We start from the raw sequence: 24,942 nt of genomic DNA, 5'->3' as shown, positions 1-24,942 counted from the left end.
AACCCCGGGCGCGGGAGCGACGGAGATCACGTGGGCCCTAATCGTCAATCTGACGAGAGATCGGGGTAGCATCCCGACATGGACACTCCAGCGATGGACCCGGCCATGGCGGGCCCCGATCGGTTGACCGGCTCCGCTCTTGGGCTGCCGGTGGCGGTGCCGTCCACCGCACTGTTCACGGACCGATACGAGCTGACGATGCTGCAGGCCGCGCTGCGCAGCGGCGCGGCCCGACGGCACTCGGTCTTCGAGGTCTTCACCCGCCGACTGCCGGAGGGCCGCCGCTACGGAGTCGTCGGAGGCATCGGCCGAGTCCTGGACGCGGTCGAGAACTTCCGGTTCGACGCCGACGTGCTGGGTTTCCTCTCCCGGGAGAACGTCGTCGACCGCGCCACCCTCGACTGGCTGGCCGACTTCCGCTTCACCGGCGACATCCACGGCTACCCCGAGGGAGAGGTCTACTTCCCCGGCTCGCCGATCCTTCAGGTCGAGGGCACCTTCGGCGAGGCGGTGCTGCTGGAGACGCTCATACTGTCGATCCTCAACCACGACTCGGCGATCGCCGCCGCCGCGTCCCGGATGGCGGTCGCGGCAGGCGACCGACCGCTGATCGAGATGGGCGCCCGCCGCACCCACGAACTGGCCGCCGTGGCCGCCGCTCGGGCCGCGTATGTGGGCGGCTTCAGCACGACCTCGGATCTGGCGGCCGGTTTCCGCTACGGCATCCCCACCGTCGGCACCAGCGCGCACGCCTTCACCCTGCTCCACGACACCGAGCGCGACGCGTTCACCGCGCAGGTGGACGCGCTGGGGGCCGGAACGACGCTGCTGGTCGACACCTACGACCTGACCGAGGCGGTGCACACCGCCGTGGAGATCGCGGGCCCCGAGCTGGGCGCCGTCCGGATCGACTCGGGGGACCTGCTGCTGCTCGCCCACCGGGTGCGCCAGCAGCTCGACGCCCTCGGCGCGAAGAACACCAAGATCGTGGTCACCTCCGACCTCGACGAGTACGCCATCGCCTCGCTGGCCGCGGCGCCCGTCGACGCGTACGGCGTGGGAACCTCGTTGGTCACCGGCAGCGGGCATCCGACCTGCTCGATGGTCTACAAGCTGGTCGCCCGCGCGCGGCACGACGCCAACGGCCCGGACAGCCCGCTGGTCCCGGTGGCCAAGAAGTCGCTGGGCGGCAAGGCCAGCATCGGCGGCCGCAAGTGGGCGGCCCGACGGCTGGACGAGAGCGGTGTCGCCGAGGCCGAGGTGATCGGCACCGGACCGGTCCCGGACGAGCTCGCCGACCGGCAGTTGCTGGTGCCACTGGTGCTCGGCGGCGAGGTGGTGGCCCGCGAGCCGCTGGACGCGGCGCGTACCCGGCATGTCCAGGCCCGCGCCGGACTGCCGCTGTCGGCCACCCAACTGTCCCGCGGGGAGCCGGTGCTCCCCACCGAGTTCGTGTGACGGATACCCGGCTGGGTACTCACTGATGGGGCAACGCCCCGCTTCCGGTACTACCCTTAGGGCCTTACGAAGGACGTGCACCATGCACCGGGCACTGATCGTCGTTGACGTGCAGAACGATTTCTGTGAGGGCGGCAGCCTTGAGGTGAAGGGCGGGGCCGATGTGGCCGCCGCGATCACCGATCTGGTCGGCGACGCCGGCACCGTGTACCGCCATGTGGCGGCCACCCGGGACTGCCACATCTCGCCCGGTGACCACTTCTCCGACCACCCGGACTACGTGACGACCTGGCCCGTGCACTGCGTGGCGGGCACCGAAGGCGTGGGCTTCCACCCGAACTTCGCGCCCGCGGTGGCCTCCGGCGCGATTGACGCGGTCTTCGACAAGGGCGCTTACAGCGGCGCGTACAGCGGTTTCGAGGGCGTGGACGAGAACGGGATGAGCCTTGCCGCGTGGCTGCGCGACCGTGACGTCAGCGAGGTGGACATCGTCGGCATCGCCACCGATCACTGCGTACGCGCCACCGCGCTGGACGCGGTACGCGAGGGTTTCACCACCCGGGTGCTGCTCGATCTGACGGCGGGCGTGCTGCCGGAGACGACCGAGCGGGCGCTGGAGGAGATGCGCCGGGCCGGGGCCGAGCTGTCCGGGAAGCCGGTCGTCTCGGACTGACGCCGTACGGCGGGCGCTCAGCCGGCCGCGTTCTGTCTGCGCAGTGCGCGCAGCGGATGCCAGAGCTCGGTGTCGTCGGCGTGCCGGGACCGCCAGACCAGGCCGTCCGGGTGGTGCAGTACGGCGCTGATCTCGTCCAGGGTCGGCGGCTCGGAGTTACCGCTCAGCCGTACCGCACGGAATCCGAGGTTCCGCACCCGGGTGAGCGCCCGCTGACGGTTGACCGCGTGAACGAGTACCCGCACGGTGGCCCCGCCATGGCCGCCTTCGCCGCCGTCCGGGCGCGGCAGGGTCAGCGCGACGACAACGTTGCCGTTCGGAAGCTTGGCGTAACCACCAGCGGCCACGATGTCTCCTCGATGCGTGGGACATACCGACAAGAACGATGATCACGCCGAATGGCCCCTGTCCGCCAGAGGGCGGAAGCCGGCCGGGCCCTGACCCTCGTCTCACCCCTTGGTCACCTGACACTGTGGCGCGCAATACCTGTACGGCCAGGCCGAGTTGGCGCACTGTGAATCCGTGCGCCCCTTGTGCTCCGTACGATGGGTTAGGTCACGCTTACCAGGCGTTCCCATCGGGCATGCGGACTCGTAGAGTCATTGGGCGGCACATCTAGCACGCGAACGACGAAGAACGACGAACAACGGACAACGCACCCCGCCCGACCGACTGACGTACCCCGCATCGAGGACGGATCACGCCATGCCGCGCCCGACCCCCGCACAGTTCGCCTATGGTTCGGCCACCGTCGTTTTCTCCACCGTCGCCATGCTGCTGCTCTCCCGGGCCAGTTCAGGTGCCGGGGTCATCGTGATAGCGCTCGCCGGGCTGGCGCTCGGCGTGCTCGTCGCGCTGACCTTCACCCTGCCCTGGGGGGCGCACACGACCCGGCAGTCACGATCAGCCGACCTGCCCGCCCAGACCGACGCCGCGCACCCACACCGGTTCGCCCGCGCCCGTACCGGTGGTGCGGCCAATCCGGCGCTCAGCGAGCACTCGCTGCGGCACTGACCCGCGACGGCTCCGGGGGCGGTGCGTACCACGGCGCACCGCCGATGGTCCGCCGCGCGCTCATTCCGCGGAGACCACGACGGTCTTCGCGGTCTTGTCGTGCAGTGCTTGCTGGTACGGCTTGTCCCACAGCAGCCACAACACGTTGATCAGCCAGAACAGCGAGCCGCAACACGGCACGATCGGCGGCAGGGCGTAGACGGCCGCGCGGATCCAACCGGGCTGACCGGCGGGTAGCGCGCCGTTGTCCAGCATCGCGACCCGGATCTTCATGAACTGCTTGCCGAAGGTCTGGCCGCGGGTGGTGAGCATGTAGCCGTCGTAGCCGAAGTACACCAGGGCGTAGATGAGTTCCTGCCAGAAGCTGCGGCCCGCCCTGTTGTAGTCGTACCCGCCGAAGGCGAAGCCGAGGATGATGCCGAGCGGGATCCCGACGATCAGCGCGTCGATGATCCGGGCGACCAGCCGCTTGAACCGGTTGGCGAGCGGCGGCATCCCGGCCAGCGGGTCGGTCTCGGTATGGCCGTACGTCGGTGGTGGCGGCATCCGGCCGTACGGCGGCTCGCCACCGGCGCCAGGGCCGGGCTCGCCACCGGCGCTGCTGGGCGGAGGGGTGCCGTCCGGCTTCTGCTGGAACGGTTCCTCCGGCGGCTCCTCACCGGAACCGGGCCTCGGCTGATCGGTACTCATAGACCGAGTCAAACCCGCCTGTCAGCACCGCGCCTGTGGTCGCACCCGTTCGGGGGACGCCGGGGGTCGGCTCAACCGCCGCCCGCGACGAAGGTACGGGCCGCCTTGTCGTGCCAGCACTGCCGCCACGGCCGGTCGAACAGGCACCAGGCGAGGTTGACGAGGCCCACCACGACGAGGTCCAGCAGCAGACGTACCAACAGGCGGCGCAACGCCTGTCCGAAGCCGGGGGTGAGCTGCGACTCGATGTCGAGGACCCGCAGCTTGAACAGCTTCTTGCCCAGGGTCCGGCCCCACTTGACGGTGGGCAGCACCTCGTAGAGCAGTCCGGCCAGCAGCAACGCGCCCAGGATGATGCCGAGATAGAGACCGGTGGTGCCGTCGATCAGCCATACCTGGACGTTCTCACCGCTTTGCCGGGCGGCGTCGATCTTGTCCTGGATGTGCCGTACGGAGGCCATGACGAGCGGGAAGGCGCCCCCCGCGACCACCGCGCCGACCAGCAGGCTGTCGATGACCCGCGCGGCGAGCCGGCGTCCGGTCGCAGCGGGGCGGGCCTGCTCCTGGGCCTGGAGAAACGGATTGCTGACGGGCGGTCGCCACGGGACGGCCTGACTCGGCGCCGCGCCGCTGTCCCCGGCCAGCTCCTGCACCTGTCGCTGCCACGGCACGGGGTCGCTGCCCGCCTGGGGGTAGCCGTAGCCGCCCCCGACCGGGGCCTGTGGCGGATAGGCGTAGGCGGCCCCCGCCCCGGGCTGACCGCCTGCGGCCTGCGGCCCGACGCCGGGGCCGCCAGCGGCTGGCGGACCGCCGTGGCTCACCGGAGCCGGGGCACCGCCGCCCGCGGCGGCCTGCGGATAGCCGTAGCCGCCAGCGGCTGGCGGACCGCCCGAAGCTCCACCGGCCTGTGCGGCGCCGCCTCCCGCCACCGCACCCCCCATCGCGGGCGGCTGACCGAAGCCACCGGGCGCGCCGCCCGAAGCCGGAGCGGCACCCGCCGACGCCGGGCCGACGCCAGCGGCAGGCATACCAGCCGAGCCGCCCGCGGCCTGCGGCCCGGCCCCGCCACCGGGTGCGGCCGAGTCGCCGGAACCCTGCGGCGGAAAGCCGTAACCGCCCGCCGCCGGTTGACCGCCAGGACCGGCGGGCGCGCCCTCCGAGGCGGCACTGCCCGCGGTACCGGGCGCACCCCCCGAAGCCGGGCCCTCGGGGGCGACCGGCGTGGCGGCCTCCGGGGTGGCCGGGCCGTCGGCGCCCCACTTCACCCGGCGGGCGGCGTCACCGACCCCGGACTGCCGGGCTGGGTCCGCCACCCAGGCGGGCCCGGGCGGGGTTTCGGCCACGGGAGCGGCGGGGTCCTCGTCGAGGAACATGGGGCCGGACTCGTCGACGGCCGGGGTGCGCGGCAGGACCTGCGGGGTCACCGGTCCGGCGGTGGACTTCGCGGCGGCCGGGGGCGGGGCGAGAACCTCGCCCGGCGTGGGCGCCGGGCGGCTGGTGCCGGGAACCCATGCCGCACCATTCCAATACCGGACATATCCCGGAATGGAAGGGTCTGGGTAATAGCCTTCGCGCGGCATTTCCTCACCACCGCCACCGGAGGTCACCACAGCCCCCAACTCCCATCCTGACCAACGTGCCCGGGCGAGACACCCCCGGGAAGGACACTAGCGAAGACACTAACGAAGAACACCGGGCCCAGTGGACGGCCGCGGACACAGACCCGAACACCACGCACACGTACGACGTATGGACGTACGAGCGCTCCCCGCTTCATTAGCCGCTACGGGCGCACGCTGGTGGGGGTTCCGAGAAAATTCAGCATTTTGGTCCGAAGTCGCGTAATGGTGTGGGGAGTATGCGCTCTCTCCCGGTGCGGCCCCGCCGCAGCACCCGCTGCGTCACTCCGCCAGGGGCTGCCGAGGAAAGGACGTCGCCTTCATGCACACCGTCGTGGAACGCGAACTGGAACTGAACCTGGTGCTGTCGCCTGAGCGCAGCGTCCCCGTACCGGCCCGGTTGGTGTACCGGGCCGATGACCCGTTTGCCGTGCACTTCACCTTCCACATCGGCTCCGACTCGCCGGTGAGCTGGACGTTCGCCCGTGAGCTGCTGGTCGAGGGGGTGTTCCGGCCGTGTGGACACGGCGATGTGCGGATCTGGCCGACGAAGGTGGAGGGCCGCAGCGTCATCTGCCTGGCGCTCAGCTCTCCGGACGGCAGCGCGCTACTGGAGGCGCCCTCGTCGCCGGTGGCCGCCTGGCTGGAGCGCACGCTGCGGGTCGTTCCGCCCGGCGCGGAGCACGAACAGCTCGGGATGGAGGACGAACTGAGCCGCCTGCTCGCCCCGACGACGCGCGACGACCTGTGGACGCGGGGTTGCCGGCCGGGGGACGACACTCCAGAAGCCGGGGCCTAGGCCGCTGGTGCAGGATGGCTCAGGCGTGCTCCAGGTCGTGATTCAGCCGTGATTCAGAAGAGCTTGCCCGGGTTGAGCAGCCCCAGCGGGTCGAAGACCTGCTTGACGCCACGTTGCAGTTCCACACCCACCGGGCCGAGTTCGCGGGCCAGCCAGTCCTTCTTCAGTACGCCGACGCCGTGTTCGCCGGTGATCGTGCCGCCGAGCTCCAGGCCGAGCGCCATGATCTCGTCGAAGGACTCGCGGGCCCGCCGGGTCGCATCGGGGTCGCCCGCGTCGAAGCAGACCACGGGGTGGGTGTTGCCGTCTCCGGCGTGCGCGCACACCCCGATCACCAGGTCGTACCTGGCGGCGATGGCGGCGACGCCGTCCAGCATCGCGATCAGCTTCGAACGCGGCACGGCCACGTCGTCGATCATGGTGGTGCCGGTGATGCGCTCCATCGCGGGCAGCGACAACCGGCGTGCCTGCAGGAGGAGTTCGGATTCGGCCGCGTCCTCGGCGGGCACCACCGTGGTCGCCCCCGCGGCGGCGCACAGTTCGCCGACCGCGGCCAGGTCGGCCGCCGGATCGGCGGTGTCGAAGGCGGCGAGCAGCAGCGCCTCGGTGGACTCCGGCAGGCCCATGTTGGCCATCTCGTTGACCGCGTGGATGGTCGTACGGTCCATCAGCTCCAGCAGCGACGGCACATGCCCCGCCTCCATGATCGCGCAGATCGCGTCGCACGCGGCGGCGGTCGACGGGAACTCGGCGCCGAGCGCCAACTGCCGTGGCGGGGTTGGCTTGAGCGCGAGGACGGCCTTGACGACGATGCCGAGGCTGCCCTCGGAGCCGACGAACAGCCGGGTGAGGTCGTAGCCCGCGACGCCCTTTGCGGTGCGCCGCCCGGTGCGCAGCAGCCGCCCGTCGGCGAGGACGACGTCGAGGCCCAGTACGTATTCGGCGGTGACCCCGTACTTCACACAGCACAGCCCGCCGGAGCCGGTGCCGATGTTGCCGCCGATGGTGCACTGTTCCCAACTCGACGGATCCGGTGGGTAGTAGAGGCCTTTTTCGGCGACGGCGCGGGAGAGCACCGCGTTGACGACGCCCGGTTCGACGACCGCGATGCGGTTGACGGTGTCGATCTCCAGGATGCGGTCCATCTTGACCAGGGAGAGCACGATGCAGCCGTCGCTCGCGTTGGCCGCTCCCGACAGGCCGGTACGGGCGCCCTGCGGTACGACGGGTACGCGCAGTGCGGTCGCGGTGCGCATGACGTGCTGCACCTGCTCCACCGTGCGCGGCAGCACCACGACGGCCGGTGCCCCCGCCGTGCAGAAGCTCGCCATGTCCCGGGCGTACGAGGCGGTGACGTCCTGGTCGGTCACCACCGCCTCGGCCGGGAGTCCGGTACGCAGCCGTTCCACAAGATCTGTCATGCCCTCAGCGTCGCACCGCCCGGCCGCGGGCGGAAGCACGCGGCCGGACTCCCCCAGACTCCCCGGGCAGGCGTGACGGCAGGTCGTCTCAGGGCTTGCTCGACGGATCTTGGTGGGGTGGCGGCAGGTTCGGCACCGCCGGTCCACGACGCCTCGGTGGGCAGGATCCGCCAGAAGGGCTAGAGGTTGCCGCGGCGCTCCTGCTCGCGCTCGATGGCCTCGAAGAGCGCCTTGAAGTTGCCCTTGCCGAAGCCCATGGAGCCGTGCCGCTCGATCATCTCGAAGAAGACGGTCGGACGGTCCTGGACCGGCTTGGTGAAGATCTGCAGCAGATAGCCGTCCTCGTCGCGGTCGGCGAGGATCTTCAGCTCCCGCAGGGTGTCGATCGGAACGCGGGTCTCGCCGACCCACTCGCCGAGGGTGTCGTAGTACGAGTCGGGCGTGTCGAGGAACTCCACACCGGCCGCCCGCATCGCCCGAACGGTGGCGACGATGTCGTTGGTGGCGAGCGCGATGTGCTGGACGCCGGGGCCGCCGTAGAACTCCAGGTACTCGTCGATCTGGGACTTCTTCTTGGCGATGGCCGGCTCGTTGAGCGGGAACTTCACCTTCCGGGTGCCGTCGGCGACGACCTTGGACATCAGCGCGGAGTACTCGGTGGCGATGTCGTCACCGACGAACTCCTTCATGTTGGTGAAGCCCATGACGTTGTTGTAAAAGGCCACCCACTCGTCCATCTTGCCCAGCTCGACATTGCCGACGCAGTGGTCGATGGCCTGGAAGCGCCGGGCGCCGGGCTCCACCATCGGCTTGGCGGCCACGAATCCGGGCAGGTAGGGGCCGTCGTAGCCGGTGCGCTCGACAAGGGTGTGGCGGGTCTGGCCGTAGGTGGCGATGGCGGCGAGCACCACCGTGCCGTGCTCGTCCTTCAGCTCGTACGGCTCCTCAAGGCCGGTCGCGCCCTGCGCCACGGCGTGCTCGTACGCGGCGCAGGCGTCCGGCACCTCGATCGCCAGGTCGACGACGCCGTCGCCGTGCTCCGCGACATGCCCGGCGAGGAAGCGGCCGTGGTCGGTCTCCGCCTTGATGACGGACGTGAACAGGAAGCGGGCGCCGCCGGACTCCAGGACGTAACTGGCGGTCTCTCGGCTGCCGTTCTCCGGCCCGGCGTAGGCGACGAGCTTCATTCCGAAGGCGGTGGAGTAGTAGTGGGCGGCCTGCTTGGCGTTGCCGACCGCGAAGACTACGGCGTCCATGCCCTTGACCGGGAAGGCGTCCTTGGTCTTGTCCTGGGTCTCAGTCATGGCGAAAGCCTCCCCCCCACGCTCCATAGTGCGCAATAGTTTGCAGAATCGCTGGACAGCTTGCGCAGCAAGGGGTGGGTTTCACCTGTCAATCTGTGCACGATGACCATCAAGGAGGCGTTATGGGCATCGATCCGCTCGACGGGCGGCTGATCAAGCTGCTGGAGCGGGAGCCGAGGATCGGGGTGCTGGAGGCGTCCCGCCGTCTGGGAGTGGCGCGCGGTACGGTCCAGGCACGGCTCGACCGCATGCGGGCCAATGGGGTGATCCGGGGCTTCGGTCCTCAGGTGGACCCGGCCGCCCTCGGCTACCCGGTCACCGCGTTCGCCACGCTGGAGATCAAGCAGGGCCAAGGCCCGGACGTACGGGCCCATTTGGCGACCGTCCCCGAGGTGCTCGAACTGCACACCACAACCGGACACGGGGACATGCTGTGCCGTCTGGTGGCCCGGTCGAACGCCGATCTCCAACGTGTGATCGACCGGGTCGTGGGTTTTGATGGCATCGTGCGGGCTTCCACGGCGATCGTCATGGAAAATCCGGTTCCGCTCCGGATCATCCCGCTGGTGGAGCAGGCAGCACAGGAAGGGACAGTCCAGGACGGTACGTAGACGACTTTCCTTGGCCGTCAGTACGGTAGATCTTCGGGAGGCCGACGTGGACTTCTGGAGCTTCGTCAGCAATCGGCGTCAGCAGCTGCTGATGGACACGTACCAGCACGCCAGCGCGGTGTTCCAGTGCATGGTGGTGGCGTCCGTGATCGGCATCGGGATCGGCGTGCTCACGTACCGCAACGACCGGGCGGGACGGCTGGCGATCGCCACCACCGTGACGATCATGACGGTTCCGTCGTACGCCCTGCTCGGCCTGCTGATCCCGGTGCTCGGCCTGGGCGTGCCGCCCACCGTGACGGCGCTGGTGCTCTACGCGCTGCTGCCGATCGTGCGCAACGCCATCGTGGGGCTGCGCGGAGTCGACCCCACGCTGGTCGACGCGGCCAAGGGCATCGGAATGAGCCGGGCGGCCCAGATCCTCCGGGTCGAACTGCCCATCGCCTGGCCGTCGATCCTGACCGGCATCCGGGTGGCCACCCAGATGCTGATGGGCATCGCCGCCGTCGCCGCGTACGCCTCAGGGCCCGGCCTCGGCAACGAGATCTTCAACGGCATCTCCAGCCTCGGCAGCGCCAACGCGCTCAATCAGGTGCTGGCCGGAACGCTGGGCATCGTCATCCTGGCCCTGCTCTTCGACTTCGCCCTGATCCTCATCGGACGGCTGACCACTTCGAGGGGGATCCGTGGCTGACAGCCAGCGGGCCGTCACCGGCGCGACCATAGAGCTCGACGACCTCACCAAGCGCTACCCGGGCAGCCGGCAGCCCGCCGTGGACAGCGTCAACATGGAGATAGCCGCCGGTGAGACGGTGATCCTGGTGGGGCCGTCCGGCTGCGGCAAGTCCACCACACTGCGGATGATCAACCGGCTGATCGAGCCCAGCTCCGGCCGGATCAGGATCGACGGCGAGGACGTCACCGACATCGACCCGGTGCGGCTGCGCCGCCGGATCGGCTACGCCATCCAGTCCTCCGGCCTCTTCCCGCACATGACCGTCGCGGAGAACATCGCACAGGTACCGAAGATGACCGGCTGGCCCAAGGCGAGGATCAAGGAGCGGGTCGAGGAGATGCTGGACCTGGTAGGACTCGATCCGCGCGAGTTCCACGCCCGCTATCCGCGCCAGCTGTCCGGCGGCCAGCAGCAGCGCGTCGGCGTCGCCCGGGCGCTCGCCGCCGACCCGCCCGTGCTGCTGATGGACGAACCGTTCGGCGCGGTCGACCCGATCACCCGCGACCACCTGCAGGACGAACTCATCCGGCTGCAGCACGAGTTGCACAAGACGATCGTCTTCGTCACCCATGACTTCGACGAAGCGATCAAGCTCGGCGACCGCATCGCGGTACTGCGGGAGCAGTCGCACATCGCCCAGTTCGACACCCCGGAGGCCATCCTCACCAACCCGTCGGACGACTTCGTCTCCGGCTTCGTCGGCGCGGGCGCCGCGCTGAAACGGCTCAATCTGACCCGGGTCCGGGACGTGGGGATCGAGGACGTCCCCACCGTCACCATGGACGATCCGCTCCAGGAGATCTTCAACAAGCTCCGCGAGCGCGGCGGCAACGAACTGCTGCTCCTCGACCGGCAGCGCCGCCCGTACAAGTGGCTGCGGCGCGGCGACCTGATGCGCGCCAAGGGCTCGTTGGCCCGGGCGGGCACGCTGGTCTCCCATCACGTCACCCGGGACGCGACCTTGCGGGACGCGCTGGAGGCGGTGCTCACCGACAGTGCGGGCCGGGTGCCGGTCACCGGGCGGCGCGGTGAGTACGTGGGCGTGGTGGACATGGAGACGCTGCTGAACTCCGTACACGAACTTCTGGAGGCCGACCGGATGGCCGCACTGGAGCACCGGCACGATCTGGAGGAGTCGCGCGCCCACCAGACGCAGGAGCAGTTGGAGAGCGGCTTCGCCGGAGGCGATCAGCCATGACCGGCGGCCCGGAGAAGCACGAGCGGCTGGCCGAACGGCAGGACCCGGGCGGCGAGCCCGCAGAACAGCCGATCGTCTCGATGCTGCCCAGCACGCCCGGCCGCAAGGTCTCGACCAAGAAGCTGGTCTTCACCCCGATCGTGATCGCGCTCGCGCTGGTCGGCACCTACCTGTGGATCACCAACATCCCGCTGGACTCCATCGAGCGGAACTCGCTGAGCGGCGGCGCGGTCCGCCAGGCGCTGTGGCAGCAGATCAAGCTCGTCGTCTACTCCACCTTCTTCGTACTGGTCATCGCCATCCCACTGGGCATCGCGCTCACCCGCCGGCCGCTGCGCAAGGCCGCTCCGGTGGCCACCGCGATCGCCAACCTCGGCCAGTCCATCCCGTCCATCGGCCTGCTCGCACTGCTCACCTTCTGGCTGGGCATCGGACCGGGCACCGCGCTGGTCGGCATGGTCGCGTACGCCGTGCTGCCGGTGCTCAGCAACACCATGGTCGGGCTGCGGGCCATCGACCCGAGTCTGGTGGACGCCGCGCGCGGCATCGGCATGTCCGGGTGGGGCGTGCTGCGGAAGGTCGAACTCCCGCTGGCCGTACCGCTGATCCTGGCCGGGGTGCGCAACGCGCTGGTGCTCAACGTCGGTACGGGCACGCTCGCCGGATTCGTCAGCGGCGGCGGGCTCGGCACGATCATCACCAACGGCATCGTCACCCAGCGCACCCGGGTGCTGATCGTCGGCTCGGTGCTCGCGGTGGCGCTGGCGCTGCTGGTGGACTGGCTGGCGTCGCTGGCCGAACTGCAGATGACCCCGCACGGTCTGGAGGCGGGGTGAGCCGTCCGCTGTGTGCCGTCATGGCCCTGGTGTGGGCGCTGTCCGGCTGCGGGCTGCACAGCGGTGAGGTCATCGCGGACCCGGTCAAGCCGGGTTCGGTCGGCGCCGGAAAGCCGCTGTCCGGCGCCCGGTTGACGGTGGCCTCCAAGCAGGACACCGAGCAGCGCGTCCTCGGCCAGATCACCGGCCTGGTGCTCAAGGCCGCGGGTGCGACAGTACGGGACCACACCGGCATCAGCGGCTCGATCGGCGCCCGGCAGTCGGTGCTCACCGGCACGGCGGACGCGATGTACGACTACACCGGCACCGCCTGGATCACCTACCTCGGCCACACCAGACCCATCACCGAACCCCAGGCGCAGTGGCAGGCGGTACGGGACCAGGACGCCGGGAACGGCCTGACCTGGCTGCCGATGGCGGAGCTGAACAACACCTACGCGTTCGCCGTCAACCAGGCCAACGCCGCGAGATACCGGCTGCGTACGCTCTCCGACGTGGCGGCGCTGGCCAGACGCGCGCCATCGGCCGTGACCATCTGCGCGGACAACGAGTTCGCGGTGCGCGACGACGGACTGCCCGGCGTACTGCGGGCCTACGGCATCTCGGTACCGAAGTCGCGGATCATGACGATGGACGCCGGGCTGATCTACACCCAGGTGGCGGCGGGCACTGCCTGTCTGATCGGCGATGTGTACGCCACCGACGGCCGCATCACGGCGGACCGCCTGACCGTGCTCACCGACGACCGGCACTTCTTCCCGGACTACAACGCGGCCCCGGTGCTCTACGGCAGGACGCTGCGTCGCTATCCCCAACTCGCCGCGCTGCTCGGCCCGGTGACCGCGAAGCTCACCACCGAGGAGGCGCGCAAGCTCAACGCGCAGGTGGACGTGGACGGCCGGGACCCGCGGGAGGTGGCGAAGTCATGGCTGGCCCGGGAAGGCTTCATCAGGAAGTGAGGGCGGCGGTGGCACTGGGCGCGGCCCTCGCGCTGTCCGCGACCGCCGCCCTGTCGGGCTGCGGACTCAAGAGCGGCCAGGCCATCGCCGATCCGGTACGGCCAGGTTCGATCGGGCAGGGGAAACCGCTCAAGGGGGTGACGCTGACGGTCACCTCCAAGAACTTCAGCGAACAGATCATCCTCGGCGAGATGATGGGCCTCGCGCTGAAGGCGGCCGGCGCCACGGTCATCGACAAGACCAACATCCAGGGCTCGATCGGCGCCCGCCAGGCGGTGCTCAAGCGCACGGCCGACGCGATGTACGAGTACACCGGTACCGCCTGGATCACCTACCTCGGCCACACCAGACCCATCACCGACCCCCGCGCGCAGTGGCAGGCGGTACGGAACGAGGACGCCGGGAACGGCCTGACCTGGCTGCCGCCGGCCAGCCTCAACAACACCTACGCCCTGGCGGCCAACCAGGCCAACCAGCGCCGGTACGGCTTCACCACCCTCTCCGACGTGGCCGCCCTGTCGAGGTCCGATCCGCGTGCGGTCACGCTCTGCGTGGAGAACGAGTTCGACGTACGCGACGACGGACTGCCCGGCATGCGGAAGGCGTACGGCATGAACATCCCCGGCGGCAACGTCCGGATCATGGACGGCGGCATCGTCTACACGCAGGTCGCCCAGGGCGGTTCCTGCATCCTCGGCGAGGTCTTCACCACCGACGGCCGGATCCCCGCCACGCACCTGCGGGTCCTGGCCGACGACCGGCACTTCTTCCCCAACTACAACGCCGCCCCGGAGATCAACAGCAGGTCGCTGCGCGAGCATCCGGCGATGGCCGCCGTCCTCGACCCCATCACGGCGAAGCTGACCACCGAGAACCAGCAGCAGCTCAACGCGAAGGTGGACGTGGACGGCCAGGACCCGCGCAAGGTCGCCAAGGACTGGCTGGTGCGGGAGGGGTTCATCAAGACGGGCTGAGCATCAGCAGGTGGGCAGCGGCCCGCCGGTGCGCAGCGCCGTGAGGGAGGCCAGTGCGTCGTTGAGGTTGTTGACCGGGATGAGCTTCAGGCCCGCGGGGAGCTCCGCCTTGGCGTCGGAGCACTCGTCCTTGGGGGCGAGGAAGGCGGTGGCGCCGTCGCGTTCGGCGGCCTGCTCCTTGAGCGGCACGCCGCCGACGGCGCCGACGGTGCCGTCGGCGTCGATCGTTCCGGTGCCGGCGATGTTGCGGCCGCCGGTGAGGTCGGAGCCCCTTCCGTCACCCTGGATGCGGTCGATGATCCCGAGGGAGAACATCAGTCCGGCGCTGGGGCCGCCGACGTCCGCGAGCTTGAGGTCCACCTTCACCTGTGAGGGCGACAGCCCCAGATGCTTCAGGGCGGCCGTGGCGGCCTCCTGCTGGGACTGCTTCATCTCGTTGAGGTTCCGCTGGTTCACCTGCTGCACGGAGCCGCCGCCCGGGTAGACGGCACTGCGCGGCATCGCAGCCTCGCTCTTGGACCACCACGCCTTCCACACGTCGGTGAAGTGCACATCGGCGTTGGGCGCGGTGGCGGCGATGGTGACCATCCGCAGTTGTCCGCTGGTGGGGCGGGTCCTGGTGCCGCTGACCGTGATCACCGGCTGTCCGTTGTTCGAGCCGAGGACGTTCGCGGTCATGCCCGGGTAGGCGATCGTGACCGGCAGCGGGGCGAAGACGGCCACCGCGATCAGCGCGACGACGAGGGCGGAGCAGACGGCGAGGATCCTGGCGCGAGAAGACACACAGGCATTACAGCATTTTCCCGGGGACCGCCTCCGGTCCCCCAGGCACCAGCGCCCCCAGCGCCTCCCCGGGAGCCGACCCCGCACCCGGCTGAGGGCGCGGGCCCTGTCGCCTCACCCGAAGGCGAACCGTCATCGCAGTGCCTCGGAGACCTCCACCGCTGCCTCCACGACCCGCTGCCCGACCCGCTCCGGGACGGAGTCCGCGAGCATCACGACCCCGACGCTGCCCTCGATGCCGGTGACGCCGAGCAGCGGGGCGGCGGCGCCGCTGGCGCCCGCTTCGAGCTCGCTGTGGGTGAGCACGTAGCCGGGGGCGTCCGGACGTGGCTGCCCGTTCTGCTGCGCCTGCGGTGCGGGGCCGCCCGCGCAGGCGGGGGCGGGCACGGTACGGCGGGCCGCCTGCCACAGGCGGGCCTCCAGGATCGCCTTCCCCGCGGCGCCGCGGTCGAGGGGATGGCGGAATCCGGTGCGGTAGGCAACGTGGTAGTCGGTCCAGCTCGGCTCGACCACGGCGACCGCGAGGGCCTCGTTGCCGTCCACCAGCGTCAGGTGCGCGGTGGCGCCGATGTCCTCGGCGAGCGAGCGCAGCGCGGGCAGCGCGGCCTCGCGCAGCAGCGGGTGCACCTGATGGGCCAGCCGCAGGACGCCCAGCCCTACCCGGGCCCGGCCACCGAGGTCGCGGCGGACGAGGGCGTGCTGTTCGAGTGTGGCGAGCAGCCGGTACACCACGGTGCGGTTGACGCCGAGCTTCGCCGCGAGCTCGGTGACGGTGAGCCCGTGGTCGGTGTCGGCCAGCAGCTTCAGGACTCGCAGTCCCCGGTCGAGCGTCTGTGAGGTCTCCGCAGTCACGACGCCCCCTCCTCAAGTGAGTGGCGGCTCGGCGCGGCGGAACCACTGCCGACAACGCGGCAGCGCGCGCAGAGGCCGCCGGTCGCGTGGAACCCGGCTGCGCTCCGCGGCGGCGTTGCCACGGCGCGTGCGTGAGCCGGACAGTAGCGAGCTTGTACCGCTCAGCGAAAGGTCTCGTCCACAATCCGGGCAGAGAGCTTTACCTTTTCGCGATCAACCTGGCCAGATCGCACCGCTTTACTCGCATTGGCCAATGCGGAATCTTGACTTCAGCCCGGACGATGCGGACAGTTTCCCCCCGCCGCCCACCGGACGGGCTCAACGCCCCCGGGGCGGCAGCCCCCGGATCTCCCAAGGCGGGGGCCCGGTGGGCGGCAGCCCCCGGAATTTCCCAAGGCAGGGGCCCGGGGGCGGCAGCCCCCGGAGTTACCCCACCGCACAGCGCGAGCGTCACCGTAGGCGCGTGGCCCACTCCTGGACCTTCTTGATCCGCTCCTGGATCTGGCCCGCGGTCGCCTCCGCGCTGGGCGGGCCGCCGCAGGCGCGGCGCAGTTCGTTGTGGATCACACCGTGCGGCTTGCCGCTCTGATGGTTGTAGGCGGACACCATCGTGTTGAGCCGCTTGCGCAGCTCCAGCAGTTCCTTGTGGCTGACGACCGGACGCCGCTCCGCGGGCAGTTCCACCAGGTCGGCTTCGGTGTCCGGCTTCTTCCGGCTGTGCGCGATCTGCCGTGCCTGCCGCCGCTGCAGCAGCAGCTGCACCTGGTCCGGCTCCAGGAGCCCCGGAATGCCGAGGTAGTCCTGTTCCTCCTCGCTGCCGGGGTGCGCCTGCATGCCGAACTCGGCGCCGTCGTAAAGCACCCGGTCGAAGACCGCGTCCGACTCCAGCGCCTCGAACGGCAGTTGGTCCTCGGTGACCTCGTCCTGCGTCTTCTCGGCCTCCGCGAGGAGCTTGTCCTCCTCCGCGTAGATGTCGTCCTCGCCGGACTTCTTCGGCTTGTCGAGCACGTGGTCGCGCTCGACCTCCATCTCGTTGGCGAAGCCGAGCAGCATCGGGATGGTGGGCAGGAAGACCGAAGCGGTCTCACCGCGCCGCCGGGACCGAACGAAACGGCCGACCGCCTGCGCGAAGAACAGCGGCGTGGAGATCGTCGTGGCGTAGACGCCCACCGCGAGGCGCGGTACGTCCACGCCCTCGGACACCATGCGGACCGCGACCATCCAGCGGTCCTCCGAGTTGCTGAAGTCGTCGATCCGCTTCGACGCGCCCGTGTCGTCGGAGAGCACGACCGTCGCCTTGGTCCCGGTGATCTCCCGGATCAGCTTGGCGTAGGCGCGGGCCGAGTCCTGGTCGGTGGCGATCACCAGACCGCCCGCATCCGGAATGCCCTTTCTGACTTCGGTGAGCCGCTGGTCGGCGGCGCGCAGCACGTTCGGGATCCACTCACCGGTCGGGGACAGCGCGGTGCGCCATGCCTGCCCGATGGCGTCCTTGGTCATCGGGTCGCCGAGGCGGGCGGCGATCTCGTCGCCCGCCTTGGTGCGCCAGCGCATGTTCCCGCTGTACGACAGGAAGATGACCGGCCGCACCACACCGTCGGCCAGCGCGTTGCCGTATCCGTACGTGTAGTCGGCGACGGAGCGCCGGATCCCGTCCGGCCCCTCGCCGTACGCCACGAACGGGATCGGGTTGGTGTCGGAACGGAACGGCGTACCGGTGAGCGCCAGCCGCCGGGCGGCCGGGTCGAACGCCTCGAAGCAGGCCTCGCCCCACGACTTGGAGTCACCGGCGTGATGGATCTCGTCCAGGATGACCAGCGTCTTGCGCTGCTCACAGCGGTTGCGGTGGAGCATCGGGCGGACCCCGACGCCCGCGTAGGTCACCGCGACGCCGTGGTACTCCTTCGACACCGGGCCCGCGCTGTAGTCCGGGTCGAGCTTGATGCCTATCCGCGCCGCCGCCTCGGCCCACTGCTTCTTCAGGTGCTCGGTCGGCGCGACCACGGTGACCTGCTGCACGACGTGGTTGTGCAACAGGTACGAGGCAAGGGTCAGCGCGAACGTCGTCTTGCCCGCGCCCGGTGTCGCCACGGCGAGGAAGTCGCGCGGCTGGGACTGGATGTACGCGTCGAGGGCGGCCTGCTGCCAGGCACGCAACTTCCCGGCCGTACCCCATGGGGCACGACCGGGGAAAGCGGGTGAGAGGTGGTGCGGGGCGGTGGTAGTCACGGTCTCCGGGCGGGTCCGTCGGAACTGTCGGTCACGTCGGTCGGATACGAAAACCGTGACAGCTTACCGGCGCCCCATCACCGCCCCGCGCGAACGCGGCGAGTCCCGGCAGGGGTGCGACAGAGGTCACACGGCGCGAACCACCGAAGGAATCCAGCGATCTCGAGCGGTCCGGCACGGCCCGGCGGACAACCGGCGTCCGCTGCCGCGGGCCTGGCGCCAGGAGGATGCCAAGTCGCCTACCGGGAAGGGCTCTCGGCGCCGCGGTCCGGCCCGCGCCGCACTCTGCCCGCCACTGCCATACCCACCAGTGCGACCGCCGCCGCCAGGCAGAACACCGCCGCGAAGGCCGCCGGGTGGCCGTGGACGACCGTCGAGGTGCCACCCGTCGCGGCCACCGCACCACCGCCCAGGGCGGCGAACAGGACGCCCCCGGCAGCGACCAGGACCACGTTGGACAGCGCGTCGCACACCTGGAGCGCCGCCGAGTTGGCCCCCGCCTCCCGCGGGGGCGAGTACTGGAGGAGCAGGACGCTCATCGAGGCGATGACCATGCCCATGCCGAGCCCGCCCACGCACCACGCGACCGCGACGATCCACGCCGGTACGCCCGGCACCAGCACCAGCGCCGCGCCCACGATCGCCGCGACCACCAGCCCCATCCCCGCACGCACCAGACGCTCCCGGTACGGCTCCAGGCGCGGCCGGGACTGCACATAGCTGCCCAGCGCCCAGGTCAGGCCGCCGCCGGCGAGGGAGAGCCCGGCCAGGGTCGGGGACAACTGCCGTTGGGTCACCAGCATCAGCGGGACGAAGCTCTCGGCGGCCAGGAACGACCCGGCCGCGATGCCGCGCAACAGCACCACCGACGGCAGCCCGCGCCCGGCACGGAACGTACCGGGCGGCAGCAGCCGTACCGCCGACGGCGCCAGCACCGCCACCCCCGCGAGCCCCGGCAGCAGCGACCACCACGTCCGCACGTCCTGGCCCGCGTACTGCAGCAGCGCCGCGCCCAAGGAGACGCCCAGCGCCAACAGGATCCGGCGGCGGCCCCGCACCGGCGGGTCGGCGGCGCCCGGGGACTCCTCCGGGAGGGACGGCCGTTCGACCGCGACACGGCGCAGCGCGGGCAGTGCGATCGACACCGGCAGCGCCACCAGGACCGGAATGCCCAGGAACACCCAACGCCAGCCGAGCTGTTCGGTCACCGCTCCGGAGACCAGCGGCCCGACGATGGACGGCACCACCCAGGACGCGGCGAACGCGGCCAGCACCGAGGGCCGCAGGCGCTCGGGATAGGCGCGGCCCACGACCACGTACAGCGCGACGATCAGCAGCCCGCCGCCGACGCCCTGGACGGCCCGGCCCGCGATGAACGGCCACATCGCCTGTGCGGTACCGGACACCACGAGTCCGGCGGCGAAGCAGCCGATGCCGGTGCTGAGCGGCGCGAGCGGCCCTGACCGGTCGCACCACTGGCCGGAGACCACCATCGCGAACAGGCTGGTGGTGAAGTACCCGGAGAAGCCGAAGCCGTACAGCGACAGCCCGTGCAGGTCACGTGCGGCGACCGGCATCGCGGTGCCGACGGCGGTCGCCTCGAAGGCGACCAGCAGCACGACCGAGACGATGCCCAGCGTCAGCGCGCGGTAGCGGCGGCTGAGCACCGTCTCCGCGCTGGCGGCGGAAGATCCCGGTATGGGCGGCGTCCCTCGTTCGTCGAGGTGCTCGTTGAGCGTGGTCACCGCGCCAGCGTAAGTGGCGCCGAGCGCAACGGCCCCTGTCCGGAGTCCGGTTCCTCGTCGTCCGATGGTCGTACGCCGTAGGCCCCGGTGGTCCACCGGCAGTGGATCAGTAGAGTCGCCTGCCATGAACACGGCAGACACGACACGGACGTTCGGAGGGATGCGGCAGCCGCCGACCGAGGTCGAACGCCTGCTGTACGGGGCGAAGTACCGTGGCGACGCGGAAGGCTTCCTCGGCATCCTGGCGTGCTTCGCCATGTTCGTCGACGTGCTGAAGGTGCACGCCGACGCCGATCTGGACAGCATCACCTTCGTGCCGCACTGGGACCCGGCCGGGCGGTTGTGCGTCGCGCTGCACACCCGCGGTGAACTGCCGCCGCGCCGCCCCGATCACGTCGTCTCGCCCACCAACCTACGGCTGCTCGCCGAGGCCTGGCCCGATGACAACGCATGGCTGGTGGTCAATCCCGGGACGCCCGGCGAGATGTACTTCCCCGCCCGGGCGGCGGACCGCAAGCGGTGGAAGCGGATCGCCAAGCACGCGCCCAGGCCGGTGCACGGCGACGCCGAACTGCTGACGAGGTACACCGGCCCGCTGCACGGCCCGCTCGCCCACGCGCTCGCCTGCGGCGCCCACCTCGCCGTGCACCACCAGGCGCTGTGGAACGACCTCGGGGACGTCTACGACAGCTACCCCGGCGATGTGGAGATCCTGCGCGATCCGTGGAACGTGACCACCCGCGACGAGTGGCACCGGCAGTTGGACCAGCTGCTCAAGGGCGTGCACGCCGCCCCCGAGCCGAAGTTCGTGCTGCGGATCCGCGCCGAGCTGGCACAGGCCCACGGTGCCCCACCGCCGGTCGACGTATGGCACCGGTCGGCCGAGGCCACGCTGCGCCACTCAGGCACCCACGAGCCCGAGATCGCGGCGGTGCTCTCGCTGATCGGCAGAGTGCTGCGCTACGAGGCCCGCTTCCAGGCCGACGGGCTGCTGCCGCCGTACGGCTTCGTCCGCTCCATCAACGGCTACGACTACGGCCAGGCGGTCAACTTCGTCCGCTGGGGGCTGGGCGCCCGCTTCTGCGAGCCCGCCGAAGCGGAGCAGGCGGTGCTGCGGGCGGGACAACTGTGCGGCGAGACGTACGCGTCCTGGGCGGAGTTCGCCGCGGGCTACGCGCTCGGCGACGTCCTACGCTCCGACGAGGAGCAGTTCGGGCCCGCGTACGACTCCGTACTCGACCCGCACCACATCCTCACCCGTGCTCCCGCCAGCCCGTGGCGGAACATCCCCTGGCGGGCTTCGTGAACGCGGTATGGCGGTCGCGTTGCAACGCGCGCGGAATCGTTGACCCCGCCCCGGTACGGCGGCCTATCGTCGAGGACGTCAACACGGCCGTGTGCCCGAGTGGTTGAGGGGCTCGCCTGCAAAGCGAGTTACGCGGGTTCGATTCCCGCCACGGCCTCCACGAAGTTCCGTGACGCCCGCCACGAAAAGGAATGCGGTGCCGACAGCGAATTCGCTGTCGGCACCGCATTCAAAAGGCTCGTCAGTAAGCCGAGTTCACGTTGTCCATCGAACCGTAGCGGTTCGCGGCGTAATTGCACGCGGCCACGATGTTGGCGACCGGGTCGTAGATGTTGTGCGACGTACCGGCGACGTGGAACGCGTTGAACGTCGGGTCGATCACCTGGAGCAGGCCCTTGGACGGGATGCCGTTCCGGGCGTTGATGTCCCAGTTGTTGATGGCGTTGGGGTCACCACTGGACTCGCGGATGATGTTCCGCCTGATGCCCTCGTAGGAACCCGGGATCCCGTGCCGGTGCATGATGTCCAGCGACTGGCGGATCCAGCCGTCGAGGTTGTCCGGGTACGAGACCGGGGCGGGCTGCGCCGGAGCGGCGTGCGCGGGGGCGGCCGGACGGGACTCCGAGCGGCTGGCGGCCTGCGGCGCGTTCCTGCGGGCCTCGTCGGCCTTGTGCCGGGCGGCCTGGTGCTGGGCCGAAGCGTGGCCCTGGACCCGCTTGACAGCCTCGGCGGCCTGCTGGGAGACGTTGACCTGCTCGGTCTTGGTGGTGGCGCCGTCGCTGGACGTGCTCCACGCCATGGCGGCGGACATCACCGGGTTGCTCAGGTTCGCTGCGTGCGCCGATCCCGGAGCGACCGTGAAGGCCAGGACAGAAGCACCGGCGACGGCGACACCGGCCGCGGAGAGCTTGTGCTTCCGGGTCAGGCCGTCGAGGCGGTCCAGGGTCGTCCGGGTCATGCGGTTGAGAGCGGGAAAGGCGGCTATGGGCATGGCTGAGTGGGTCCTCTTCCAGGTCGCTTGGTCGCAGTCGCCCGTCCGGCACAGAGTCCGAGCGGCACCTTCGCCTTTTCGGCGAGAAGCGCCGCGTTCTGGTCACACGGCGCCCTGCGGCTCGGCAATTCTTAGCGACCGGAAAATCCGCTGGCAAAGATGTGACCTACTATCCGGGCTAGTGGCCGCAGGGTCGTTCATCCGACGCCAAAAGGGCCGCCCATGCCCATGGCGGCCCCATCAACAGCACCCTTATGCGTCCACTAGACGTCTTCGTAAGTGACCCACGCCCTATGCGGAGGCTCACACGCGGGGCACTTCGACGTCACCCTCCGTACCGCCCCCATCACGGCTTTCGGAGGGTGTGCGGGGGCGAAGAGGGCGAAGGCCCTCACACCTGCCGGGCCACCGCCGTCTGCGGGCGGATCGGCAGCCGTCCCACGGGTCGGCCGGTCGCCGCCCGTACCGCCGCCGCGACCGCCGCGGGCGAGACCACCACCGGCGCCGCGCTCACGGCCTTGGCCCCGAAGGGCGCCACCACGTCCCGTTCCTCCACGAGCTTCACGATCCGCACCCGCGGGGCGTCCAGCGCGGTGGGCAGCGCGTAGCCGGTGAGCGACGGGCGCTTGACCACACCCCGCGCGGTGCGCAGGTCCTCCGTGAGCGCCATGCCCACGCCCTGCGTCACGCCCGCCTCGATACGGGCCGCGACCTGCCGCGGATTGAGCACCCGGCCGACGTCCTGGGCGACCGCCATGTCCACCACCCGGATCGTGCCGAGTTCGATGTCCACGTCGACCACGGCCCGGATCGCCGCGAAGGCCAGGCCGACGAAGGCGTCGCCCTGGCCGTTCTCGTCCAGCTTCTCGGTGGGGTGCGGGCGGCACTGTGCGGTCGCCCACAGTTCCTTGCCGTGCAGCGTCTCGGCGACCGTGGTGCTGAGCACTCCGTCGTACGAGGTGATCTTGCCGTCGGCGATGGTCAGCAGCTCGACCGACATCCCGAACTTCGCGGCCAGCGGTTGCAGCAGCTGGGTGCGCACCATCTTCGCGGCCCGCTCCACCGCACCGCCGGACACCCAGGTGTGGCGGCCGCGGGCGGACGGCCCAGCGGGCGGCTGGTCGGTGTCGGCGGGCAGCACCGCCACCTCGTCGACGCCGAGCACCTCCTGCACGATCTGCCGGGCGAGCGTGGCGAAGCCCTGGCCGGTCTCGACGGCCGAGCAGATCACCGTCGCCGTGCCGTTCTGCACCCGGACCGTCGCCGTGGAGACCTCGTCGTGGCCCTCGGCGCCCAGCATGTGCACCATGCCGAGCGCGTAACCGACGCCGCGCCGCACCGCGCCCGGCTCGCCCGCGCCCTCCAGGCCGCCGGGCAGCAGCCACTCCGTCTCGTCGTCGGCGGACGGCAGCGGCGGCAGCTCGGCGTCCCGCACCGCCTTGAGCAGTTCGCCGACCGGCGCCGGGCAGGTCACCGTCTGGCCGGTGGGCAGCAGGTCGCCGGTGGCCATGACGTTGCGCATCCGCAGCTCGGCCGGGTCGAGGCCGAGCTTGGCGGCGAGCTTGTCCATCTGTCCTTCGTACGCGGCGCACACCTGCATCGCGCCCTCGCCGCGGACATGCCCGGACGGCGGGTTGTTGGTACGGACCGCCCAGCCCTCGACGAAGACATGCGGCACGACATAGGGACCGGCGGCGAACGCCACCGCCGCGGCCAGCGCGTCGGAGGAGGCGTCCGCGTACGCGCCCGCGTCCAGCAGCAGCTGTGCCTCGACCTTCACCAGTCTGCCCTCGGCATCGGCGTGGTGGCGGTAGCGCAGCAGGGCCGGATGCCGGTGGGCGTGCCCGAGGAAGGACTCCTCGCGGGTGGCGACCAGCTTGACCGGGTGGCCGGTCTTCAACGCCAGCAGCCCGAGCGGGAGTTGGAAGCCGGGGTCCTCGCGGTCGGCCATCGCGCCGGGCACACCGGTGACGACGACCTTGACCCGGTCCGTCTCCAGGCCGAAGCAGGCGGCGGCCAGGTCGCGGTCGGTGTGCGGGTCGGTGGAGGCCACGTACAGCTCGACCCCGCCGTCCGGCCGCGGCACGGCGAGCCCGGCCTCGGCGCCGACCGGGGCCGGATCCTGGCGGCCGATGCGGTACACGCCCTCGACCACCACCTCACCGGTGGCCGCGGGGTCACCGAAGCGCAGCGGGATGTGCCGGATCAGATTGCCGTCCGGGTGCAACGGCGGTGCGGCGAAGGCCTTCTCGGGATCGGTGACCGGCTCCAGGACCTCGTACTCGACGATGATCGCGGCTGCGGCCAGTCGCGCGGTGTCGGGGTGGTCGGCGGCCACCGCGGCGATCGGCTCGCCGTGGTGGCGGACGACGTCGTGCGCGAAGACCGGGCGGTCCGCGACCCGGCGGCCGTGCATGGCGTCACCGGGCACGTCCGCGTGCGTGATGACGGCCCGTACGCCTGGCATGTCGGCGGCGTGCGTCGTGTCGATCGAGACGATGCGGGCGTGCGGATGCGGGGAGCGCAGCACGGCCGCCCACAGCAGGCCCTCGGCCCACAGATCGGCTGCGTAGGGGAAGATCCCCTGGGTCTTCGCGGCGGCGTCGGCGGGCAGCACGCAGACCCCGAGACCGCGCTCGGTCTCCCCGGTACCGAGGGGGGCGGCCACGGTGGGCAGCGCGGTCACCGCATCGGGTCCGGCCGCCGCCTCCCGTCCGCCACGCGCCGCTGTCATCCCTTGTCTC

General features: G+C 70.8%; 22 protein-coding genes and 1 tRNA gene. 12 read left to right on the top strand and 11 right to left on the bottom strand.

Annotation, left to right across the window (positions count from 1 at the left end; all coding sequences use genetic code 11):
* Positions 1-105: 105 nt before the first annotated feature.
* Together P2L57_RS05990 and P2L57_RS05985 are read left to right on the top strand one after the other, a co-directional pair.
* Positions 106-1,458, top strand: coding sequence for a nicotinate phosphoribosyltransferase (locus P2L57_RS05990; RefSeq protein WP_372515634.1), 1,353 nt, complete (start codon positions 106-108; stop codon positions 1,456-1,458).
* An 82-nt stretch (positions 1,459-1,540) separates the two neighbouring features.
* Complete coding sequence (locus P2L57_RS05985) at positions 1,541-2,131, top strand: isochorismatase family protein (RefSeq protein WP_275809433.1); 591 nt, start codon at positions 1,541-1,543, stop codon at positions 2,129-2,131.
* A gap of 17 nt (positions 2,132-2,148) precedes the next feature.
* On the opposite strand, the gene P2L57_RS05980 is transcribed toward P2L57_RS05985, so the two are convergent.
* Positions 2,149-2,478 carry a hypothetical protein gene (locus P2L57_RS05980; RefSeq protein WP_275809430.1) on the bottom strand — a complete coding sequence of 110 codons (330 nt, stop codon included), beginning with the start codon at positions 2,476-2,478 and terminating at the stop codon, positions 2,149-2,151.
* Positions 2,479-2,836: 358 nt separating this feature from the next.
* Here P2L57_RS05980 and P2L57_RS05975 point away from each other — a divergent pair, with 358 nt between their 5' ends.
* Positions 2,837-3,145 (top strand): hypothetical protein, encoded by a 309-nt coding sequence (locus P2L57_RS05975; protein ID WP_275809427.1) that lies wholly within the window; start codon positions 2,837-2,839, stop codon positions 3,143-3,145.
* 60 nt (positions 3,146-3,205) lie between these two features.
* Here P2L57_RS05975 and P2L57_RS05970 read toward each other — a convergent pair whose 3' ends face one another.
* Together P2L57_RS05970 and P2L57_RS05965 are read right to left on the bottom strand one after the other, a co-directional pair.
* Positions 3,206-3,835, bottom strand: a complete 630-nt coding sequence (locus P2L57_RS05970) for an RDD family protein (protein ID WP_275809424.1) — start codon at positions 3,833-3,835, stop codon at positions 3,206-3,208.
* A gap of 71 nt (positions 3,836-3,906) precedes the next feature.
* Positions 3,907-5,415, bottom strand: coding sequence for an RDD family protein (locus P2L57_RS05965; protein ID WP_275809421.1), 1,509 nt, complete (start codon positions 5,413-5,415; stop codon positions 3,907-3,909).
* Between the two features lie 361 nt (positions 5,416-5,776).
* Here P2L57_RS05965 and P2L57_RS05960 point away from each other — a divergent pair, with 361 nt between their 5' ends.
* Positions 5,777-6,253 (top strand): SsgA family sporulation/cell division regulator, encoded by a 477-nt coding sequence (locus P2L57_RS05960; RefSeq protein WP_275809418.1) that lies wholly within the window; start codon positions 5,777-5,779, stop codon positions 6,251-6,253.
* A gap of 53 nt (positions 6,254-6,306) precedes the next feature.
* On the opposite strand, the gene P2L57_RS05955 is transcribed toward P2L57_RS05960, so the two are convergent.
* Both P2L57_RS05955 and hppD read right to left on the bottom strand, forming a co-directional pair.
* Positions 6,307-7,674 (bottom strand): FAD-binding oxidoreductase, encoded by a 1,368-nt coding sequence (locus P2L57_RS05955; RefSeq protein WP_275809415.1) that lies wholly within the window; start codon positions 7,672-7,674, stop codon positions 6,307-6,309.
* Positions 7,675-7,853: 179 nt separating this feature from the next.
* Positions 7,854-8,978, bottom strand: coding sequence for a 4-hydroxyphenylpyruvate dioxygenase (gene hppD / locus P2L57_RS05950; protein WP_275809412.1), 1,125 nt, complete (start codon positions 8,976-8,978; stop codon positions 7,854-7,856).
* A 122-nt stretch (positions 8,979-9,100) separates the two neighbouring features.
* Here hppD and P2L57_RS05945 point away from each other — a divergent pair, with 122 nt between their 5' ends.
* From P2L57_RS05945 to P2L57_RS05920, 6 genes are all read left to right on the top strand, one after another.
* Positions 9,101-9,589 carry an Lrp/AsnC family transcriptional regulator gene (locus tag P2L57_RS05945; protein ID WP_275809409.1) on the top strand — a complete coding sequence of 163 codons (489 nt, stop codon included), beginning with the start codon at positions 9,101-9,103 and terminating at the stop codon, positions 9,587-9,589.
* Positions 9,590-9,635: 46 nt separating this feature from the next.
* Entirely contained in the window at positions 9,636-10,283 is a 648-nt protein-coding gene (locus P2L57_RS05940; protein ID WP_275809406.1) for an ABC transporter permease, read from the top strand.
* A complete protein-coding gene (locus P2L57_RS05935) occupies positions 10,276-11,523 on the top strand; it encodes a betaine/proline/choline family ABC transporter ATP-binding protein (protein WP_275809403.1) in 1,248 nt (415 codons plus the stop codon). Before P2L57_RS05940 ends, P2L57_RS05935 begins: the two co-directional genes overlap by 8 nt.
* A gap of 80 nt (positions 11,524-11,603) precedes the next feature.
* Positions 11,604-12,359, top strand: a complete 756-nt coding sequence (locus P2L57_RS05930; RefSeq protein WP_275810108.1) for an ABC transporter permease — start codon at positions 11,604-11,606, stop codon at positions 12,357-12,359.
* A complete protein-coding gene (locus tag P2L57_RS05925) occupies positions 12,356-13,318 on the top strand; it encodes a glycine betaine ABC transporter substrate-binding protein (RefSeq protein WP_275809400.1) in 963 nt (320 codons plus the stop codon). The genes P2L57_RS05930 and P2L57_RS05925 overlap by 4 nt, the downstream gene beginning before the upstream one ends.
* The gene (locus tag P2L57_RS05920) at positions 13,285-14,292 is read left to right on the top strand and encodes a glycine betaine ABC transporter substrate-binding protein (protein WP_275809397.1); all 1,008 of its coding nucleotides are present in this window, start codon (positions 13,285-13,287) and stop codon (positions 14,290-14,292) included. Before P2L57_RS05925 ends, P2L57_RS05920 begins: the two co-directional genes overlap by 34 nt.
* Positions 14,293-14,295: 3 nt before the next feature.
* Here the strand turns inward: P2L57_RS05920 and P2L57_RS05915 are convergent, their stop codons facing one another.
* From P2L57_RS05915 to P2L57_RS05900, 4 genes are all read right to left on the bottom strand, one after another.
* Positions 14,296-15,075 carry a YlbL family protein gene (locus tag P2L57_RS05915; protein WP_275809395.1) on the bottom strand — a complete coding sequence of 260 codons (780 nt, stop codon included), beginning with the start codon at positions 15,073-15,075 and terminating at the stop codon, positions 14,296-14,298.
* A 132-nt stretch (positions 15,076-15,207) separates the two neighbouring features.
* Positions 15,208-15,927 (bottom strand): IclR family transcriptional regulator, encoded by a 720-nt coding sequence (locus tag P2L57_RS05910; protein ID WP_275809392.1) that lies wholly within the window; start codon positions 15,925-15,927, stop codon positions 15,208-15,210.
* A 450-nt stretch (positions 15,928-16,377) separates the two neighbouring features.
* Positions 16,378-18,156 (bottom strand): DEAD/DEAH box helicase, encoded by a 1,779-nt coding sequence (locus tag P2L57_RS05905; RefSeq protein WP_275809389.1) that lies wholly within the window; start codon positions 18,154-18,156, stop codon positions 16,378-16,380.
* 239 nt (positions 18,157-18,395) lie between these two features.
* On the bottom strand, positions 18,396-19,856 hold the full coding sequence (locus tag P2L57_RS05900) for an MFS transporter (protein WP_275810105.1): 1,461 nt from the start codon (positions 19,854-19,856) through the stop codon (positions 18,396-18,398).
* Positions 19,857-20,025: 169 nt separating this feature from the next.
* On the opposite strand from P2L57_RS05900, the gene P2L57_RS05895 reads away from it, so the two are divergent.
* On the top strand, positions 20,026-21,207 hold the full coding sequence (locus tag P2L57_RS05895) for a DUF1266 domain-containing protein (RefSeq protein ID WP_275809385.1): 1,182 nt from the start codon (positions 20,026-20,028) through the stop codon (positions 21,205-21,207).
* Positions 21,208-21,292: 85 nt separating this feature from the next.
* A tRNA-Cys gene (locus P2L57_RS05890) sits at positions 21,293-21,367 on the top strand.
* Between the two features lie 81 nt (positions 21,368-21,448).
* On the opposite strand, the gene P2L57_RS05885 is transcribed toward P2L57_RS05890, so the two are convergent.
* Both P2L57_RS05885 and P2L57_RS05880 read right to left on the bottom strand, forming a co-directional pair.
* On the bottom strand, positions 21,449-22,165 hold the full coding sequence (locus tag P2L57_RS05885) for a transglycosylase SLT domain-containing protein (protein ID WP_275809382.1): 717 nt from the start codon (positions 22,163-22,165) through the stop codon (positions 21,449-21,451).
* A gap of 424 nt (positions 22,166-22,589) precedes the next feature.
* Positions 22,590-24,932, bottom strand: a complete 2,343-nt coding sequence (locus P2L57_RS05880) for a xanthine dehydrogenase family protein molybdopterin-binding subunit (RefSeq protein WP_275809379.1) — start codon at positions 24,930-24,932, stop codon at positions 22,590-22,592.
* Between the last annotated feature and the right edge of the window lie 10 nt (positions 24,933-24,942).

This window comes from Streptantibioticus ferralitis, assembly GCF_029223525.1.
GTDB lineage: Bacteria > Actinomycetota > Actinomycetes > Streptomycetales > Streptomycetaceae > Streptantibioticus_A > Streptantibioticus_A ferralitis.
The sequence above is the reverse complement of the archived record's forward strand: the minus strand, read 5'-3'. Positions and strand labels throughout refer to the sequence as shown.